14 protein-coding genes, 1 other RNA gene and 1 riboswitch are annotated in these 19,142 nt (G+C 43.0%); all 15 genes read left to right on the forward strand.

Going from position 1 to position 19,142, the window contains the following annotated elements; translation table 11 throughout:
• Positions 1–74 precede the first annotated feature (74 nt).
• The 15 genes from LRA01S_RS01550 to rnpB all read left to right on the forward strand — a co-directional run bounded on the left by LRA01S_RS01550 (position 75) and on the right by rnpB (position 19,080).
• On the forward strand, positions 75–1,433 hold the full coding sequence (locus tag LRA01S_RS01550; RefSeq protein WP_061773891.1) for an APC family permease: 1,359 nt from the start codon (positions 75–77) through the stop codon (positions 1,431–1,433).
• A gap of 264 nt (positions 1,434–1,697) precedes the next feature.
• A complete protein-coding gene (locus LRA01S_RS01560) occupies positions 1,698–2,780 on the forward strand; it encodes an aspartate-semialdehyde dehydrogenase (RefSeq protein WP_061773893.1) in 1,083 nt (360 codons plus the stop codon).
• A gap of 59 nt (positions 2,781–2,839) precedes the next feature.
• Positions 2,840–3,015: riboswitch (Lysine riboswitch) on the forward strand.
• Between the two features lie 133 nt (positions 3,016–3,148).
• Positions 3,149–4,030, forward strand: a complete 882-nt coding sequence (gene dapA / locus LRA01S_RS01565) for a 4-hydroxy-tetrahydrodipicolinate synthase (protein WP_061773894.1) — start codon at positions 3,149–3,151, stop codon at positions 4,028–4,030.
• 177 nt (positions 4,031–4,207) lie between these two features.
• Positions 4,208–5,926 carry a ribonuclease J gene (locus LRA01S_RS01570; RefSeq protein ID WP_061773895.1) on the forward strand — a complete coding sequence of 573 codons (1,719 nt, stop codon included), beginning with the start codon at positions 4,208–4,210 and terminating at the stop codon, positions 5,924–5,926.
• A gap of 269 nt (positions 5,927–6,195) precedes the next feature.
• Positions 6,196–6,720, forward strand: coding sequence for a bifunctional pyr operon transcriptional regulator/uracil phosphoribosyltransferase PyrR (gene pyrR, locus LRA01S_RS01575; protein ID WP_061773896.1), 525 nt, complete (start codon positions 6,196–6,198; stop codon positions 6,718–6,720).
• On the forward strand, positions 6,721–8,001 hold the full coding sequence (locus LRA01S_RS01580) for a uracil-xanthine permease family protein (protein WP_061773897.1): 1,281 nt from the start codon (positions 6,721–6,723) through the stop codon (positions 7,999–8,001).
• Positions 8,002–8,164: 163 nt separating this feature from the next.
• Positions 8,165–9,088 (forward strand): aspartate carbamoyltransferase catalytic subunit, encoded by a 924-nt coding sequence (locus LRA01S_RS01590; protein ID WP_373279972.1) that lies wholly within the window; start codon positions 8,165–8,167, stop codon positions 9,086–9,088.
• A gap of 84 nt (positions 9,089–9,172) precedes the next feature.
• Complete coding sequence (locus LRA01S_RS01595; RefSeq protein WP_061773900.1) at positions 9,173–10,261, forward strand: carbamoyl phosphate synthase small subunit; 1,089 nt, start codon at positions 9,173–9,175, stop codon at positions 10,259–10,261.
• A complete protein-coding gene (gene carB / locus LRA01S_RS01600; RefSeq protein ID WP_061773901.1) occupies positions 10,261–13,449 on the forward strand; it encodes a carbamoyl-phosphate synthase large subunit in 3,189 nt (1,062 codons plus the stop codon). Before LRA01S_RS01595 ends, carB begins: the two co-directional genes overlap by 1 nt.
• A 206-nt stretch (positions 13,450–13,655) precedes the next feature.
• The gene (locus LRA01S_RS01605; RefSeq protein WP_061773902.1) at positions 13,656–15,452 is read left to right on the forward strand and encodes a heavy metal translocating P-type ATPase; all 1,797 of its coding nucleotides are present in this window, start codon (positions 13,656–13,658) and stop codon (positions 15,450–15,452) included.
• A 248-nt stretch (positions 15,453–15,700) separates the two neighbouring features.
• Entirely contained in the window at positions 15,701–16,486 is a 786-nt protein-coding gene (locus LRA01S_RS01610; RefSeq protein WP_061773903.1) for a dihydroorotate dehydrogenase electron transfer subunit, read from the forward strand.
• Complete coding sequence (locus LRA01S_RS01615) at positions 16,486–17,427, forward strand: dihydroorotate dehydrogenase (RefSeq protein ID WP_061773904.1); 942 nt, start codon at positions 16,486–16,488, stop codon at positions 17,425–17,427. Before LRA01S_RS01610 ends, LRA01S_RS01615 begins: the two co-directional genes overlap by 1 nt.
• Positions 17,420–18,130, forward strand: coding sequence for an orotidine-5'-phosphate decarboxylase (pyrF, locus tag LRA01S_RS01620; RefSeq protein WP_082785345.1), 711 nt, complete (start codon positions 17,420–17,422; stop codon positions 18,128–18,130). Before LRA01S_RS01615 ends, pyrF begins: the two co-directional genes overlap by 8 nt.
• Positions 18,131–18,226: 96 nt before the next feature.
• Positions 18,227–18,631 (forward strand): cell division regulator GpsB, encoded by a 405-nt coding sequence (gpsB, locus tag LRA01S_RS01625; protein WP_061773905.1) that lies wholly within the window; start codon positions 18,227–18,229, stop codon positions 18,629–18,631.
• Positions 18,632–18,683: 52 nt separating this feature from the next.
• Positions 18,684–19,080, forward strand: an RNA gene (gene rnpB / locus LRA01S_RS01630) — RNase P RNA component class B.
• Positions 19,081–19,142 lie beyond the last annotated feature (62 nt).

A 19,142-nucleotide genomic window follows, 5' to 3' on the forward strand; every position in this document is an offset into this window, starting at 1 on the left:
ACGTCGAAAGTAGTTTATAATAATCTAGCGGAACCGCTTACGAAAAATCTGCAGGCGGCGAAAATAGGAGACAAATGAAACAAGAAAAAACACGCAAATTTGGCCTTTTGATGTCAATTGCGATGATTATTGGAATTGTCATCGGCTCAGGAATTTTCTTCAAGGCTGATGACATTCTCATGCAAACCAATGGTAATGTGATGATGGGCTGTCTGGTGCTCTTACTGGGTGCACTTGGGATTATATTTGGTGGGATTACCATTTCAGAGTGGGCCAAGTTGACAGATGATGCAGGTGGCTTGATTTCTTATGCTGAAAAAGCATTTGGTAGATTGTTTGCCTTTTTATTGGGCTGGTTCCAAACGACTGTTTATTTTCCAGCTTTAGTTGCTATTGTTGCTTTTGTAGCGGCTAATTATACCTTAGCACTCTTCCCTCAGTTTGGGAGTGCTAAATTTGGCATTTGGCTCATGACTCTGGTCTATTTGGTTGCTATATATATCATGAATCTTTGGTCAAGTCGATTATCAGAGATTTTCCAGACGTCGGCTATGTTTATCAAGCTCATTCCCTTACTTTTGATTGCGATTTGTGGCTTGATTTTTGGAGATCCTCAGGCGATTTCATCACACGCCATCACTTTACCAGTGGTCTTATCCTCCACAGGTGCGATAGTCGCTGTTGCCTTTTCTTATGATGGCTGGACCGTTGCCCCATCTATTGGACATGAAATCAAAAATTCCAAACGAAATTTACCATTAGCATTGATCATCAGTCCACTTATCATCTTAGCAGTCTATGTCAGTTATTTTGTTGGCATTTCCCTGATGATCGGGCCTGCAGAAATCATGAAAATGGGTGACTTAGCTTTTTCTGCTGCGGCTGAGCGTTTGTTTGGACCGGTGGGGCAGAAGCTCATGTTGGTTGCGGTGATTATCTCTGTTTTGGGTACGCTAAATGGGTTGGTCGTCGCAAACATTCGTGCACCTTACTTCTTGGCATTACGTCAGGAGCTACCCTATAGTCATAAAATTGGCGTCTTGCATGCCAGATACAACCTCTCGATTTTATCAGCACTGCTGAGCTTTGTCATGACGCTGATCTGGTTGGGGATTCATTATTTGTCAATCACGGTGCCAAGTATCAGCCGCTTTGGGATTGATATTTCATCGATTCCGATTGTCATCATGTACCTCTTTTATACAGGTTTGTATGTTGGCGTTATGATCCGCACAGCAAAAGGCTTGATCCAAAGTAAGCTCCTCGGCTATGTTTGCCCGATACTTGCGATCCTAGGAGCTTTCATGATCTTATACGGCGGCTTGACCGCTGCCAATGGCGTTATCTATTTAATCGTCTCAGGATTGATATTAGTTAGTGGATTAGCACTCTATCAATTTGTCGTTTGCAAGAAACCTAAAAATAGTGTATGATAGATTTATGCGATGAGTCGATTTGGAACGCAAGTTCCTTATTTACGCTGAGAGATTCGGGGCTTAGCCCGTCAAGGATTGATGGAATCTTGTCAAGAAATGTGAACTTTTTGGCACAGCTATTTTTAAAATGGTTGCTCTGGGGATCCCCTTTGTCTATGACAGAGGGGATTTTTTTAATCACAAAGGACTTTCATTTTGTTTCAAAACGTGATAGAATAGGACTATTAAAATTTTTTAGAAAATTCAAACGAGGATACCCACATGTCAAAAGAATACGTTGTTGCAGTTGTCGGCGCCACTGGTGCTGTAGGTAGTTGCATGATTGAAATGCTTGAATCATCAACGCTCCCAATCAAACAAGTGCGCTTGTTTGCGACCATTCGCTCAGCAGGCAAAGTCTTGACTTTCAAAGGCCAAGACATCACCGTTGAAGAAACAACAGAAAACTCATTTGAAGGGATTGACATTGCCCTCTTTTCAGCAGGCGGTGGGGTCTCAGCCAAGTTTGCCCCGTATGCCGTCAAAGCAGGTGCTGTCGTTGTTGATAATACCTCAAACTTCCGTATGAATCCAGACGTGCCACTTGTTGTGCCAGAAGTGAATGCCCATGCGCTAGACGCGCATAATGGGATCATCGCTTGTCCAAACTGCTCTACGATTCAAATGATGGTAGCACTCGAGCCGATTCGCCAACAGTTTGGTTTGGAACGCATCATCGTGTCAACTTATCAAGCAGTATCAGGAGCTGGTGCTAAAGCCATTGCTGAAACAGAACGTGAAATCAAAGAAGTGGTCAATGATCAGGTTGATCCTAAAGACGTTAAGGCAGACATCTTACCTGCAGGTGGCGATAAAAAACACTATCCAATTGCTTTTAACGCCTTACCACAAATTGATGTTTTCACTGACAATGACTACACTTATGAAGAAATGAAAATGACCAACGAAACCAAGAAAATCATGGAAGATGATAGCATTGCCGTTTCAGCAACCTGTGTCCGGATTCCAGTGATTTTGGCACACTCAGAGTCAGTTTACATCGAAACCAAAGAAGTGGCACCGATTGACCAAGTGAAAGCTGCGATTTCAGCCTTCCCAGGTGCAGTTTTGGAAGATGATCCAAGCCAACAAATTTACCCGCAAGCAGTTAATGCTGCTGGGCATCGTGAAACCTTTGTCGGTCGTATTCGTAAAGACTTGGATGCAGAAAAAGGGATTCACATGTGGGTCGTTTCAGACAACTTGCTCAAAGGAGCAGCCTGGAACTCAGTTCAAATCGCAGAAACTTTGCATGAACGGGGTTTAGTCCGCGCAACAGAAGACTTGAAATTCGAGATGAAATAATCGTCAGTCAGTCTTTTACAAAACACTTTACAAGCTTTAAAACAATATGTTACAATATAAACTATATTAGAGGTTGCAAATACGAAGAATGATAATCGAGTGGTGGACACGATGACATTATCAGGCGGCGTAGATGCCGAAAGTCACATTTCACCACAGAAATTTGACTTGGGGCGTTGGGTTAAATCCCGCGAACTGTCTCTTGTCTTTTGACGAGAGGTGAGCTAATCAAATGACAATTTGACTAACTTGACAGCCTTTAATTTTTAAATGAAGGCTGTTTTTATATCCTCTAAAATCTTGTTAACTGCCACAACCTTCTTAACTTATCCTTGAGATGCCTGCCTACCCGAAAGAAAAGAGTGCTTATGTCATTAGAACAACTGAGAAATGCCCAAATTATCACAGCCCTAGTCACACCATTTAAAACAAATGGCGACATTAACTTTGAAGCACTGCCTAAATTAATCGAGCATTTACTAGCCCACCACACACAAGGCTTAGTATTGGCTGGCACGACAGGCGAGTCCCCGACTTTGACCCATGATGAAGAGTTAGAGCTTTTCAGAGTGGTGCAAGAAATTGTGGCAGGGCGCGTTCCACTAATCGCTGGCATCGGAACTAATGACACACGTGACTCAGTGATCTTCACACAAGAAGTTGCTGCTTTTGGTGGATTTGCAGCCGGCCTTGCCGTTGTCCCTTACTACAACAAACCAAGTCAAGAAGGCCTTTTCCAACACTTTACAGCCATTGCTGATGCCTCAGACTTACCGATCGTGCTCTACAACGTGCCAGGTCGTACTGTCGCACAATTGACACCTGAAACAAGTCTACGTTTGGCGCAACATCCCAACATCATCGCCATCAAAGAGTGTACAGGCGTTGAAAACTTGACCTATCTGATCGAACAGGCGCCCGATGATTTTCTAGTCTATACGGGTGAAGATGGGCATGCATTTCACGCCAAAGCTCTAGGCGCACATGGTGTCATTTCAGTCGCAGCCCATACCAATGGTGATGACTTTTATGAAATGTTTGAACAGCTAGACAAGGGAAATATCAAAGCCGCAGCAAGTATACAACGTCAACTCTTACCTAAAATTGATGCCTTGTTTTCACTACCAAGCCCTGCGCCAGTCAAAGCTGTCCTTAATCATCAAGGATTTGAAGTTGGACCATTACGTTTGCCACTCGTGGCAGCAACGGCAGAAGAAGCCAAGACCATTATTCAAGTGATTGAAAATTAGAAATGAAGGTTAGCTGTTTAACTTTAAAGACAGTGTCATGAATTGAAAACGAACATTTGATATAAACCCAAATAAATGGTACACTTATAGTAAGTGTAACTGTACAAGATAAGTCGGAGCAGCACTGTTTCGACTTTTGATTTGCAAAAATATCAATTATTGGAGAAAAAATTAAGTATGAGTAATATAAAAATAGCCGCGCTAGGTGGCGTGCGCGAGTTTGGTAAAAATATGTATGTCATTGAAGTTGACGATGTCATTTTTGTTTTAGATGCAGGGTTAAAATACCCAGAAACTGAGATGTTAGGGGTGGATTTTGTCATTCCTGATTTAAGTTATTTGGTGGAAAATGCCGATCGTGTGGCGGGTGTTTTTGTGACACATGGTCACCCAGATTCGATTGGCGCTGTACCATACCTCGTGTCTGAAGTCCCTGTCCCTGTTTTTGGTAGTCAATTAACGATTGAACTCGCTAAAATTGGCGTGAAAAACTTTGATGGCAGCAAGAAATTTGATGATTTCCATGTGGTGGATGAATCTACTGAAATCGAATTTGGCACGGCTGTCATTTCATTCTTTGCAACGACCCATACCATTCCTGAAAGCTTGGGCATTGTAGTCGGTACACAAGATGGCAATATCGTCTACACAGGTGATTTCAAATTCGATCCTGCCGTTGGCGAAGGTTATAAAACAAATATCGGTCGTCTGGCTGAGATTGGTTCTCAAGGCGTTTTGGCATTGCTCAGTGAATCTGCCAATGCTTTGACTAATCTCCAACCCGCCAGTGAATCAGAAATCGCTGATAAAATTTTTGATACCATTGCTGACTGGGAAGGCCGTGTCATCATCGCCTCTGTTGCAGGTAACTTAGCACGGATTCAACAAGTGATTGACAGTGCCATTAAGGTTGGACGTCACATTGCTTTCACTGGTCATGACATGGATAGAATTGTCAAAACAGCTAGCGATTTAGGCAAATTGCGCATCGAAGATGAGCAAATGATTATCAATCCAAAAGACATCAACAAGTACGAAGATCGTGAACTCTTGATTTTGGAAACTGGTCGGATGGGTGAGCCACTTAAAACCTTAGGAGACATGGCGACAGGACGTCACCGTGCCGTTAAAATCAAGGATGGCGACTTGGTCTACACAGTGACTAGTCCAACGATTTCTTATGAAACGATGGTCGCTAAAACTGAAAATATCGTCTATCGCGCAGGTGGCATCATGAAGATGCTTTCAAGCGATTTGACGGTTTCAGGCCACGCTAATTCCCGTGATTTACAGTTCTTACTAGACATTCTTCAACCTAAAAACTTGATGCCCGTCCAAGGTGAGTACCGTGAATTACAAGCGCACGCAGAGCGTGCCATGGAAGTGGGGATTTTACCAGAAAATATCTTCCTAGCAAAACGTGGGGAAGTTATCACTTTTGATGCCAATGGAAATCTTGAACCTAATGGTGTAATTGCTGCTGAAAACGTCATGATTGACGGGTCTGGCGTTGGTGACATTGGTAATATTGTTTTAAGAGATCGTAAAATTTTGAGTGAAGATGGTATCTTCATCGCTGTAATTACCATTTCTAAACATGAGAAAAAAATCATCAGTAAGACAAAAGTCCACACACGTGGTTTTGTCTACGTGAAGAACTCACGTAATTTGATGAAAGAGGCAGCCGTTAAAGTAGACGAAAAAGTCAAAACATACTTGGCTGGCGATAACTTTGATTGGGCTGAAATCAAGTCTGAAATTCGCGATGCCCTTGGTAAATTCTTATACGATCAAACCAAACGTCGCCCAGTTGTTTTACCAGTTGTCATGGAAGTCCGTCAAAATGATTTCCGCCAAAAACGTCATGGCAAAAACAAGAAAAAAGTTGAAAAATAAGTAAAAGAGCAAGACGACGCGTGAGTCGATCTTGTTTTTGTTTTGTCGTGATAAAAACTATCTGAGAAAAACTATAGCCAAAGTTTAAAAAATTTGATATAATAATGACAATCAGCAACAGAAGAGACCACCAACCCTTTTGGGGGTAGTGCTCTAGCCAATAAACCTTTAAATCGTCCAGAGAGGCGGCAAGGCAAAATGACTGTTTTTTATCATTTCTCCCTGCCCATACTGGCAGGGATTTTTTGTTGAAAATAATAGGAGAGATTATGTCAAAAACAAAAGAAATCATTGATGAAGTCACGATGAAACGTGCGATTACACGGATCACATACGAAATTATCGAGCGTAATAAAGAGCTTGATAAATTGGTTATCGTTGGGATCAAAACGCGCGGTGTCTATATTGCCCAACGGATTCAAGAGCGTTTAAAACAGTTAGAAAATATTGACATCCCACTCGGTGAACTAGATACGAAACCATTCCGTGATGACAAGAAAACAGAAGAAAATACGACAGAAATCCCTGTTTCAATCACTGACCGTGAAATCATCTTAGTTGATGACGTCTTATATACAGGTCGGACAATCCGCGCGGCGATTGATGGTTTGGTTGAGCTAGGTCGTCCGTCTAAAGTGAGCTTAGCAGTCCTCGTTGACCGTGGTCACCGTGAGCTGCCAATTCGAGCGGATTATGTCGGTAAAAATATTCCAACTGCGCGTGATGAAGAAATCATTGTCCATGTTTCTGAAATTGACGATGCCGATAGCATTTTGATTAAGAAAGAGGACTAAATGACTGCCAATAAAAATGACGTGATTTACGATGTACACGATAAACCGCCAGTTGGCATGTGGGTAGGATTATCCTTCCAACATCTCTTCGCCATGTTTGGGGCAACAGTCCTAGTGCCAATCCTAGTCGGCATTGATCCAGCCATCGCCCTCTTTTCAAGTGGTCTTGGTACATTAGCTCACTTAAGTGTTACCAAGTATAAAATCCCAGCCTACATGGGCTCAAGTTTTGCCTACATCCTTGCCATGCAAAGTCTGATGAAATCAGATGGCATAGCAGCTGTTGCGCAAGGTGCAGTAGTCGGTGGCTTCGTCTACCTCCTAGTCGCCTTAATCGTCAAATTTGTCGGTAAAGGATGGATTGATAAGGTTCTCCCACCGATTGTTGTTGGTCCTATCGTCATGGTCATCGGTCTAAGTCTTGCAGGGACAGCCGTGAATGACGCCATGAATAAAAATGGTGAATACAATCTGACCTTCCTAATGATATCCCTCGTAACCCTCTTTGCGGTTCTAGCCTTTAACATGTTCGGCAAAGGCTTGACGAGCTTGATTCCGATTTTACTCGGGATCATCGTCGGTTACGTCTTTACTCTCATCGTCCAAAAAATCACCGGCACGACGATCATTTCATTTGATGAAATTAGCAAAAGCGCTTGGTTAGACGTCCCTAAGTTTGACATCATGTTTGTCGATTATCACTTTAAACTCTACCCATCAGCGATTTTGACCATGGCACCGATTGCCTTTGTGACCATGACCGAACATTTCGGCCATGTCATGGTACTAAACTCTTTAACCGGTAATGATTACTTTAAAGATCCAGGATTGGAACGCACCTTAACAGGGGATGGGATAGCGCAAATTATTGCCGGCTTCTTTGGTGCGCCGCCAGTGACTTCTTATGGTGAAAACATTGGCGTCATGGCGATTACGAAAATTCATTCAGTTTACGTCATTGCTGGCGCTGCAGTCTTCGCAGTTGTTCTCAGCTTCATCGGGAAAATCTCAGCCCTCATTCATTCCATTCCAACCCCCGTTATCGGTGGTGTCTCAATCGCTCTCTTTGGTGTGATAGCGTCTAGTGGTTTGAAAATTTTGGTAGACAACAAGGTTAACTTTGATGATAAACGCAATCTCTTGATTGCTAGTGTCATTCTCGTTTCAGGTATTGGTGGTTTGACCTTGAATGTTGCTGGTATCTCTATTTCAGGTGTTGCCTTCTCGACAATTCTCGGTATTCTCATGCACTTAATTTTACCTAAGACTATTGAAAAGTAACTGAACATTTGCTACAATAATAGAAACGAATAAAAATCCTTTAACACCAGTCCCGTGAGGCTGTGAAGGTTGTCCACGAAAACGTCCGTCTTTTTGAGCGCGGGCGAAGCTATGGCTGCCTTTAGGGTAGTCATTTTTTTGTGAAAGGAATCTCATCTTGACAATATCACCAGACGGTATCGTGTCCATCAAACACTTGACAAGTATGGCCTTACTCAGTAATGACGAGGTCTTGGGCTTAATCAAACGTGCCCAAGATTTCAAATATCAACGGATTAGACCAGTCTTCAATCGGCAATTCTTTGTTGCCAATCTTTTCTTTGAAAACTCAACACGCACTCACAAATCTTTTGAAGTGGCTGAGAAAAAACTTGGTTTAGACGTCATCGAATTTGATGCCTCAACGAGTTCAGTTAAAAAAGGCGAGACCTTGTATGATACCGTCTTGACCATGAGTGCAATTGGAGTGGACGTCTGTGTCATTCGACATACAGACGAACACTATTATCAAGAGTTGGTCGATAGTCGAACTATTCAGTCTGCCATTGTCAATGGTGGAGATGGTTCAGGTCAACACCCAAGTCAATCCTTGCTTGATTTAATGACAATTTATGAAGAGTTTGGGACATTTGATGGTCTGAAAATCATGATTGCTGGTGATATTACCCACAGTCGAGTTGCCAAGTCAAATATGCAAATGCTCAAACGTCTAGGCGCAGACATTTATTTCACAGGTCCAGAAAGTTGGTACTCAGATGAGTTTGACGTTTATGGTCAATATATGGCCTTGGACGATCTCATTGACAGTGTCGATGTGCTGATGCTGCTTCGGGTGCAGCATGAAAGACATGAATCCGGCGAAACATTTTCAAAAGAAGCCTATCATGACCAGTATGGTTTGACCCATGCGAGATATGCGCAGATGAAGGAGTCGGCGATCATCATGCACCCAGCGCCAGTCAATCGCGGTGTAGAAATCGCAAGCGATTTGGTTGAGGCACCAAGATCTCGGATCGTGGCGCAAATGACCAATGGGATGTTTATACGAATGGCGATTTTAGAAGCTATACTCAACGGCAAAGCTTAAAGGCAATAATGAGGACTTTGAGCGGAGTGAAAGCCTAGATCAAGTTCAAGCTTTCATGTAATGAAAGTGCAGAAAGAGGAAAGAATGAAACGACTTTTAATTTTAGAAGATGGCACGATTTTTGAGGGGACGGCCTTCGGTGCGGATATAGAAGTGACGGGTGAAGTTGTTTTTAGTACTGGGATGACCGGTTATCAGGAATCGATTACTGACCAATCGTACAACGGTCAAATTCTGACCTTTACCTATCCCTTGGTTGGCAACTACGGCATTAATCGTGACGATTATGAGTCGATTGTTCCAACCTGTAAGGGTGTTGTCGTTCGTGAAAATGCACGTTTGGCAAGCAACTGGCGCAATCAAATGTCACTGGATGAATTTTTGAAACGTAAAAATATTCCAGGAATTTCAGGCATTGATACGCGCGCTTTGACTCGGATTATCCGCCATCATGGTACAATGAAAGCTACACTTGTCAATCCCGGTGATGAAATCAAACATGTTCAAGATCAACTTCGGGCGACAGTTTTGCCAACTAACCAAGTCGAACAAGTCTCAACGAATACTGCCTATCCTAGTCCAGGCACTGGGCGTAATATCGTCGTTGTCGACTTCGGTCTTAAACATTCCATCTTACGCGAATTATCAAAGCGTGAATGTAATCTGACCATTGTACCCCATACCATTACAGCTAAAGAAATCATTGATATGAACCCAGACGGTGTTATGCTAACAAATGGTCCTGGGGATCCGACGGACGTGCCAGAGGCTTTAGAGATGATCCGTGGTATTCAAGAAAAATTTCCAATTTTCGGGATTTGTTTAGGGCACCAACTCTTTGCTATGGCTAATGGTGCAACGACTAGCAAAATGAAATTTGGACACCGTGGCTTTAACCATGCTGTTCGTGAAATTGCGACAGGTCGTGTTGATTTTACCTCACAAAATCATGGGTACGCGGTAGATGCTGACTCAATCGATAAAACTGATCTGATGGTGACACATATCGAAATTAATGATCAGTCAGTCGAAGGAGTTCGCCATAAATACTTGCCAGCTTTTTCAGTTCAATTTCACCCAGATGCTGCACCAGGACCACACGATGCAGACTATCTCTTTGATGAATTTATGGAAATGATTGATGCAACTAAGCTTGAGAAAGGTGACTTTTAATGCCAAAACGTAACGATATCAAAAAAATCATGGTCATCGGCTCTGGACCAATCATTATTGGTCAAGCAGCTGAGTTTGACTACGCTGGCACGCAAGCCTGTTTGGCACTAAAAGAAGAAGGCTACAGTGTTGTCTTGGTCAATTCAAATCCAGCTACTATTATGACAGATAAAGAAATTGCGGACAAGGTTTATATTGAGCCGATCACAGTTGAGTTTGTCACACGAATTCTTCGTAAAGAACGCCCAGACGCTTTGCTACCAACACTTGGTGGGCAAACTGGCTTGAATATGGCGATGGAATTATCTAAAACAGGTATTTTAGAAGAGTTAAATATCGAGCTCCTTGGTACAAAACTCTCAGCCATTGACCAAGCGGAAGACCGTGATTTGTTTAAACAACTCATGGAAGAGTTGGACCAACCGATTCCAGAATCTGAGATTGTCAATACGGTTGAGGAAGCTGTGACTTTCGCCAATACCATTGGTTATCCCATCATCGTTCGACCTGCCTTTACCCTTGGGGGTACTGGTGGTGGAATGTGTGATAATGAAGAAGAATTGCGTGAAACTGCTGAGAACGGTTTGAAACTCTCACCTGTGACGCAGTGTTTGATTGAGAAATCAATCGCTGGTTTCAAGGAAATTGAGTACGAAGTCATGCGTGATGCAGCTGACAATGCGATTGTCGTTTGTAACATGGAAAACTTTGATCCGGTTGGGATTCATACTGGGGATTCAATCGTCTTCGCACCGAGCCAAACCTTGAGTGATATTGAATACCAAATGTTGCGTGATGCGTCCTTGAAAATCATTCGTGCTCTTAAAATCGAGGGTGGCTGTAATGTACAGCTAGCACTTGATCCAGATAGCTTTAATTACTACGTCATCGAAGTGAATCCACGTGTCTCTCGGTCATCAGCGCTTGCCTCTAAAGCAACAGGATATCCGATTGCCAAATTAGCAGCGAAAATCGCTGTTGGCTTGACCTTGGATGAGATGATTAATCCAGTAACTGGGACGACTTATGCTATGTTTGAACCAGCGCTTGACTATGTGGTTTCTAAAATTCCACGTTTTCCATTTGACAAATTCGAATCTGGGGAACGTCGTCTCGGCACACAGATGAAAGCGACTGGTGAAGTCATGGCGATTGGCCGCAATATCGAGGAATCCTTCCTGAAAGCGGTTCGCTCACTTGAAGTCGGCGCTTACCACAATGAAATGCCTGAATTGGCAGATGTGACAGATGATGCCTTGGTTGAAAAAATCGTGAAGGCTCAGGATGATCGTCTTTTCTACCTATCAGAAGCGATTCGCCGTGGTTACACGATTGAAGAACTGCACAGTCTCACAAAAATTGACCTCTTTTTCTTGGATAAATTGCTTCATATCGTTGAAATCGAGCAAGAATTAGCTGTCAATGTATTTAGCCCAGAAGTTCTGAAAGATGCTAAGCGAAATGGTTTTTCAGACCGTAAAATTGCGGATCTTTGGCGGACAGATGCAGCGGAAGTTCGGAAACGTCGGCTAGATAGTGGTATTGTGCCAGTCTTTAAAATGGTCGATACTTGTGCGGCTGAGTTTGAGTCAACAACGCCTTATTTCTACAGCTCTTATGAGTTTGAAAATGAGTCAATCCGTTCTGAAAAAGAGTCTGTCCTAGTCCTTGGGTCAGGTCCGATTCGGATTGGTCAAGGTGTCGAGTTTGACTATGCGACGGTCCATTCAGTCAAAGCGATTCAAGCAGCAGGCTATGAAGCGATTATTATGAACTCAAATCCAGAGACTGTATCAACTGACTTTTCAGTTTCTGACAAACTTTACTTTGAGCCTCTGACATTCGAAGATGTGATGAATGTCATCGATCTTGAGCAACCTAAAGGAGTTATCGTTCAGTTTGGTGGGCAGACGGCTATCAATCTGGCAGAGCCTTTGTCTAAAGCTGGTGTTAAGATTTTAGGAACTCAGGTTGAAGCACTTGATCGGGCAGAAGATCGGAAACTTTTTGAAGCGGCGCTACAAGAGCTTGAGATTCCGCAACCGATTGGTGCGACAGCAACCAATGAAGAAGAAGCGGTGGCCAATGCTAATGCGATTGGTTATCCAGTTCTTGTTCGCCCATCTTATGTCTTGGGTGGACGTGCCATGGAAATCGTGGATAATGAGGCTGATTTGCGCAACTATATGCAAACTGCGGTTAAAGCGAGTCCAGATCATCCCGTTTTGGTCGATTCTTACTTGCTTGGTCGTGAGTGTGAAGTGGATGCGATTTGTGATGGTGAAAATGTCTTGATTCCAGGTATCATGGAACATATTGAGCGTGCGGGGGTTCACTCGGGTGATTCGATGGCCGTTTATCCGCCGCAAAATCTGTCAGCTGAACTGCAAGCGACGATTGCTGATTATACAAAACGCTTGGCGCTTGGCCTCAACTGTATCGGTATGATGAACGTTCAGTTTGTTATTTTTGACGACACGGTTTATGTCATCGAAGTGAATCCGCGTGCCTCTCGTACAGTGCCATTCTTATCTAAAGTAACTGGAATTCCAATGGCACAAGTTGCAACGCAGCTGATCTTAGGAAAAACCTTGACAGAGTTGGGCTATGAAGATGGTCTTTACCCTGAAGACGATAAGGTTCATGTCAAAGCGCCAGTCTTCAGCTTCACGAAATTACAAAAAGTGGATGCCTATCTTTCACCAGAAATGAAGTCAACAGGTGAAGTCATGGGTTCTGATACGACACTTGAAAAAGCTTTGTATAAAGCCTTTGAAGCGTCATATCTCCACCTGCCAACCTTTGGTAACATCCTCTTTACAGTTGCGGATGATGCCAAAGAAGAAGCGCTGGCCCTGGCGAAACGTTTCCACGACATCGGCTACGGCATATATGCCACATCTGGCACAGCTAAATTCTTTGAGGCGAATGGTGTCTATGCTGAAGTCATCGCTAAAATTGGAGAAAGCACAGAAAGTCAAGCCAATATTGTTGATAGCATCCGTTCAGGTCGCATTCAAGCGGTTGTCAATACCATGGGGAAAGACAGAAACGATCATAACACAGATGGCATGACCATTCGTCGCGAATCTATTGAGCACGGTGTACCTTTGTTTACATCACTAGATACGATCGCTGCCATGTTGAAGGTTTTGGAAAGTCGCTCATTTGTGACACAAGCAATTTAATCAGTTTATTAATAAACAAATGAGGAATACGCTAGTTAAGCTAGTGTGTTTTTTAATGTAAAAGTGTTTTGACTTATTTTTGGAAATCTGTCAAAACATTTTTACTTTTAAGTCAACATTTCACTAAATAGGCGTTAGAGTGCCATTTTTAGAGCGTTTATGCTATACTAATCATAGAGATTTTTAGAAATGAGATATAACAAATTATGAAAAACTGGCAAAAACTAACCCTCACATTTATGATTGCAATCATTGCAATTATATTAGATTTCGGCTTTAAGCAACCGACAATGACACGGGTACTCGTGACAATTGCTGGGGCAATTTTAGCTATATCAATGTTTATTGAGATGATTAAAACCTTACGCAGCGGTCGTTACGGTGTTGACTTACTCGCTATCATCGCGATTATTTCAACATTAGTCATTGGTCAATACTGGGCAAGCTTGATTATCATTGTCATGCTTGTTGGCGGCGAAAGCTTAGAAGACTACGCAGCGCATCGTGCAAGTCGTGAACTACATAAACTGCTAGAAAATTCACCAACTTTTGCCCACAAGAAAGTCGGCGATAGCTATGAAGATACACCGATTGATGCTATCGAAATCGACGACGTCTTCTTAGTCAAGGCAAGTGAAGTTGTCCCAATTGATGGTGTTGTTTTAGAAGGTGATAGCTGGTTTGATGAATCGTCTTTAACTGGTGAATCTGAGCCTGTGACAAAAGCTATTGGCGATGACGTTTTATCTGGTAGTATCAACGGTGAAACAGCCGTCTTGATTCAGGCTAGCAAGAAAGCATCTGATAGTCAGTATCAAAAAATCGTTCAGTTAGTCAAAGAAAGTGAAGCAACACCTGCACAGTTTGTCAGATTGGCAGACCGTTATGCAGTGCCTTTTACCATTGTTTCTTTGCTCATTGCCGGTGCCGCTTGGCTTATTTCTGGTGACATGACTCGTTTTGCTGAAGTCTTGGTTGTTGCAAGTCCATGTCCCTTGATTTTGGCAGCACCGATTGCCTTTGTTGGTGGTATGAGTCGTAGCTCCCGTAATGGTCTTCTGGTGAAAAATGGGACAACGATTGAAAAATTATCACTTGCTAAAACCGTTGCCTTTGACAAAACAGGAACTTTAACAACTGGTATTTTACAAGTAAAGTCTATCACACCTGAAAAAACAGAACATTCCGAGGATGACTTGCTTCAAATCGCAGCTGCTTTGGAAATTGGCAGTAACCATATTTTAGCAAAATCATTGGTTAAACTCGCAACTGAAAAAGACTTGGCGCTTTTAGCCGTAGCAGACTTACGGGAATCGACTGGTCTTGGTTTGAGCGGCGTCATTGATAATAAAACCTATCGAATTGGTCGGGCCAACTTTGCCAATGCGGAAGATGAAAAAGTGAATGGGACAGCGGTTTTCATCAGTGAAGATGATGTCTTTATCGGAAAAATCTTGTTTGAAGATAAAATTCGACCAGAATCTCAACACGTGATTGAACGCTTGAAAGCTCAAGATGTACAACATATTTTGATGCTGACAGGTGATAATCAAAAAACTGCTGAACTTGTTGCGGGCGAACTAGGTATTACAGAAATGCATGCAGGCTTGATGCCAAGTGAAAAAATTGGCATCTTAAAAGAATTGCCAGAAACGCATCGTCCCATGGTCATGGTCGGAGATGGTGTCAATGATGCGCCAGCTCTTGCCTTATCAGACGTTGGTATTGCCCTTGGTGCCAGTGGTTCAACAGTTGCCAGTGAAAGTGCTGACGTTGTCGTGTTAAGAAATGATTTAAACCTCGTACCTGAAAGTATCAAAATTTCTCGTGAGACGATGAAAGTCGCCAAAGAGGCTGTTTTGATTGGTATCTTCATCTGTATCGCACTTATGCTGATTGCCTCAACAGGTATCTTGCCAGCTATAATCGGTGCTTTGCTCCAAGAAGTCATTGATACCGTCTCTATCCTCTATGCATTGAAAGCACTGAAAGATAGAAAATAATCATTTGAAAATGTATTGGTTTTTAGCCGTAAATTTGTTATAATAGACAAGAGTCCTTTAAGTCACGCCGAGAGCGTGACAAGGTTGCAGCGTCAGATGAAAGCAAACCGCAGGATTTTTCCTGCGGTTTTTTATGTTGATGTGCGTTATCTTTGGCAGTCACTCTACATCTTATATCCTAGTCAAGCGTCTTTGGATATGAGGTCAAGTTTCAAGCTTTCACACAGTGAAAGCGCAGAAAGGTTGCGATGATTTTACAAGAAGAAATGACAATTTTGTCAAATGTTAAGATTGCGCCTCGCGTATTTCGTATGGTGCTACAAGGTGAGATGGTCCTAGATATGAAAGTCCCTGATCAGTTTCTCCACATTCGCGTGCCAAGTCCCGACAAGGTCTTGCGTCGCCCGATCTCGATTTCGGAGTATGATCGCGAAGCCAAAACTTGCGTCATCATCTACCGCGTCGAGGGTCCTGGTCTTGCAGATGTCTCACAAATGACACCAGGTCAAAAACTTGATGTCATGGGCCCACTTGGCAATGGTTTTGACCTCAGTATGCCCTTTCCAAAACAAAAAGCTCTCATCATTGGCGGTGGCATTGGTACCCCACCACTCGTCCAACTGGCGCGAGATATAGAAGCCATGGGTGTAGCCGTCACAGTCTTGTTAGGCTTCGCCCAGAAATCAGCAGTCATTTTAGAATCAGAATTTGCTGCCGTGGCATACGAACTTAAAATCGTGACAGATGATGGGTCTTATGGACGTGATGGTAATGTCGGTGTCTTAATGGATGAAATTGATGTCATGGCTTATGATGCTGTCTATGCTTGTGGTGCCGCAGGAATGCTTAGAGCGGTCGCCAGTCGCACAGAAAATCATCCCAATGCTTTCATCTCCATGGAAGCTAGAATGGCTTGTGGGATGGGTGCCTGTTACGCCTGCGTCGTCCATGTTGCAGGAGATGAAACAGGTCAGCAAGCCTTGAAAGTTTGTGATCAAGGTCCAATCTTTAGAGCGAGTGAGGTAGTTATCTGATGACCCAAAATAGATTAGCGATTCAATTACCAGGTCTTGACTTGAAAAATCCAATTATCCCAGCTTCAGGCTGCTTTGGATTTGGTCAAGAGTATGCCAAATATTATGATATCAATCGTTTAGGCTCAATCATGATTAAGGCCACAACAGCAGAAGCACGGTTTGGAAACCCGACGCCGCGTGTCGCAGAAACACCATCTGGTATGCTCAATGCCATTGGCCTCCAAAATCCAGGTGTGGATGCTGTGATTGCGGACAAACTGACATGGTTGGCACGAGAATGTCCTGACTTGCCCATTATTGCCAATGTTGCTGGTTTTTCTAATGCAGAATATGCCTTAGTCACGCAGAAGATTTCTAAGGCTAAAAATGTGACAGCAATTGAGCTCAATATCTCTTGCCCTAATGTCGATCACGGCAATAATGGTTTGCTCATCGGTCAAGTTCCTGAACTGGCCTATGATGCTGTCAAAGCTGCTGTTTCAGTGTCTGATGTGCCTGTCTATGTCAAGTTGACACCGAGTGTCGCAGATATTACAACCATTGCTAAAGCCGTCGAAGATGCAGGCGCAACTGGGTTTACGATGATTAATACCTTGGTCGGTACAAGGTTTAGTTTGCAGACCAGACAACCGATTATCGCTAATGGCACTGGCGGCATGTCAGGACCTGCTATTTTCCCAGTGGCACTTAAACTCATCCGTCAAGTGGCGCAAGCCTCAAGTCTACCGATTATCGGTATGGGGGGGGTGGATTCTGCTGAGGATGCCTTGGAGATGATGATCGCTGGGGCTTCAGCCATTGGAATTGGGACAGCTAACTTTACTGATCCTTTTATCTGTCCGAAAATCATCGAGACTTTGCCAGAAGTGATGGATAAGTACGGTATCACAGATTTAAAAACTTTTATAAGAGAATGTCAGGAGGCGATTCGTGGGTAAATTTACAGAAAACAGATCGGTTATTGCATTAGATTTTTCAGGGATGAGCGAAGTCAAAACATTTTTGACACAGTTTGAGACAGATGAACAGTTGTACGTTAAGGTCGGCATGGAATTGTTTTATGCCGCTGGGCCTGACGTTATCAAATATATCAAGTCTTTAGGACACGATGTCTTCTTGGATTTGAAGTTGCATGACATTCCGAATACAGTTAAGTCAGCGATGAAAGTTATTCGTCACCTTGGTGTTGATTTGACCAATGTTCATGCTGCAGGTGGTGTGGAAATGATGTCAGAAGCCCTGGACGGCTTAGCAGGATCGACAAAACTCATCGCTGTCACACAGCTGACCTCAACGAGTGAACAGCAGATGCGAGACTTTCAAAATATTCAAACTAGCTTGACTGAGTCAGTCGTACATTATGCGCAAAAAACGCAGGAAGCGGGTCTTGCGGGCGTCGTCTGTTCAGCACAGGAAGTTGAACTCATCAAGTCAGCGACGTCATCGGACTTTATTTGCTTGACACCAGGGATTCGTCCTGCGGGTGCTGCGGTGGGTGATCAAAAGCGCGTGATGACACCAAGTCGTGCACGAGAAATCGGCAGTGATTTTATCGTTGTGGGACGTCCGATTACGCAGGCAGAAAATCCAGTAGCAGCTTACCATATGATCCAAAAAGAATGGCAAGCTAAGCAGAACTGAGATAAGTTTTAAGACTGCTGAACTATCCCTTGTAAATGATCTTCTTTTTTGGTAAGATTGAAAGTATAACGAAAAGAAATAGCGAGACTCTGAATAATGGCAACTTATAATTTTACTCCTAAAGATATTTACGATGCAGACTTTGATGTGAAAATGCGTGGTTATGACAAAGACCAAGTCAATGATTTGCTTGATGATGTCATTGTCGATTATGAAAAATTTCAAGAAGAAATTTTAGCTTTACAAGAAGAAAATGAATTCTTGAAGAAAAAAATCCGTAATATTGAGTCGAAACCACAGGTTGCGGTTTCTGAAAATACACAACGTTTTAACCCGATTACTGCATCAACTGATACAGGTGATGCAGCGAGCGGACCACGTGTGACGATGAAATCAGCCAATAATTTTGATATTCTCAAACGTTTAAACCGTTTGGAACGTGCTGTTTTTGGTCCTCAAGCCCAAACAACAACGACATCAAATGGTATTTCTGGAGAATAATCCTGTCAATTGACAGTGGTTATTCGGATATTATAACGATTTTAAACAACCAGTTTTTGGATAATTGCGCGATTTCTTGGGTTAAACCTTGTGAATCGTGAGGAAAGTCCATGCTCGCGCGGGCTGCGACGCCCGCAGTGTTTGTGCTAGGCGAAACAATAAGCCTAGGTAGGTGTGTCAGACCTAACGGCTGAATTTTAGCTAAGTTTTCTTACGAAGATATGCGACAAATTCTGTAAAAGTGCCATAGAGACGAGTTGCTTTGGAAACAAGGCAAGTGGAACGTGGTAAACCCCTCAAGCGAGCAACCCAAACTTATGGTAGGGGCACTTGTCACGCGGAATTTGAACGCACGACGAGGCTATTTTTAGGCATGCTTAAAAATAGCAGACAGATGATTATCGAAGGTTGGCTGAACGGTCAACTGGAACAAAACATGGCTTATAGAAAACTGGATGACAGGGGCTGGGGCGTAAAGCTCCAGCCTTTTTGAGATATATTACTCACGGAA

The sequence above is a fragment of the Pseudolactococcus raffinolactis NBRC 100932 genome (assembly GCF_001591765.1).
Classification (GTDB): domain Bacteria; phylum Bacillota; class Bacilli; order Lactobacillales; family Streptococcaceae; genus Pseudolactococcus; species Pseudolactococcus raffinolactis.

What these genes read in the sequence shown, in the direction of transcription:
- LRA01S_RS01570 (WP_061773895.1), top strand. Translation starts at nt 4,208, where the DNA reads ATGAGTAATATAAAAATAGCCGCGCTAGGTGGCGTGCGCGAGTTTGGT.
- LRA01S_RS01615 (WP_061773904.1), top strand. Translation starts at nt 16,486, where the DNA reads ATGACCCAAAATAGATTAGCGATTCAATTACCAGGTCTTGACTTGAAA.
- LRA01S_RS01610 (WP_061773903.1), top strand. Translation starts at nt 15,701, where the DNA reads ATGATTTTACAAGAAGAAATGACAATTTTGTCAAATGTTAAGATTGCG.
- LRA01S_RS01605 (WP_061773902.1), top strand. Translation starts at nt 13,656, where the DNA reads ATGAAAAACTGGCAAAAACTAACCCTCACATTTATGATTGCAATCATT.
- LRA01S_RS01550 (WP_061773891.1), top strand. Translation starts at nt 75, where the DNA reads ATGAAACAAGAAAAAACACGCAAATTTGGCCTTTTGATGTCAATTGCG.
- gpsB (WP_061773905.1), top strand. Translation starts at nt 18,227, where the DNA reads ATGGCAACTTATAATTTTACTCCTAAAGATATTTACGATGCAGACTTT.
- LRA01S_RS01560 (WP_061773893.1), top strand. Translation starts at nt 1,698, where the DNA reads ATGTCAAAAGAATACGTTGTTGCAGTTGTCGGCGCCACTGGTGCTGTA.
- LRA01S_RS01580 (WP_061773897.1), top strand. Translation starts at nt 6,721, where the DNA reads ATGACTGCCAATAAAAATGACGTGATTTACGATGTACACGATAAACCG.
- pyrR (WP_061773896.1), top strand. Translation starts at nt 6,196, where the DNA reads ATGTCAAAAACAAAAGAAATCATTGATGAAGTCACGATGAAACGTGCG.
- LRA01S_RS01595 (WP_061773900.1), top strand. Translation starts at nt 9,173, where the DNA reads ATGAAACGACTTTTAATTTTAGAAGATGGCACGATTTTTGAGGGGACG.
- carB (WP_061773901.1), top strand. Translation starts at nt 10,261, where the DNA reads ATGCCAAAACGTAACGATATCAAAAAAATCATGGTCATCGGCTCTGGA.
- dapA (WP_061773894.1), top strand. Translation starts at nt 3,149, where the DNA reads ATGTCATTAGAACAACTGAGAAATGCCCAAATTATCACAGCCCTAGTC.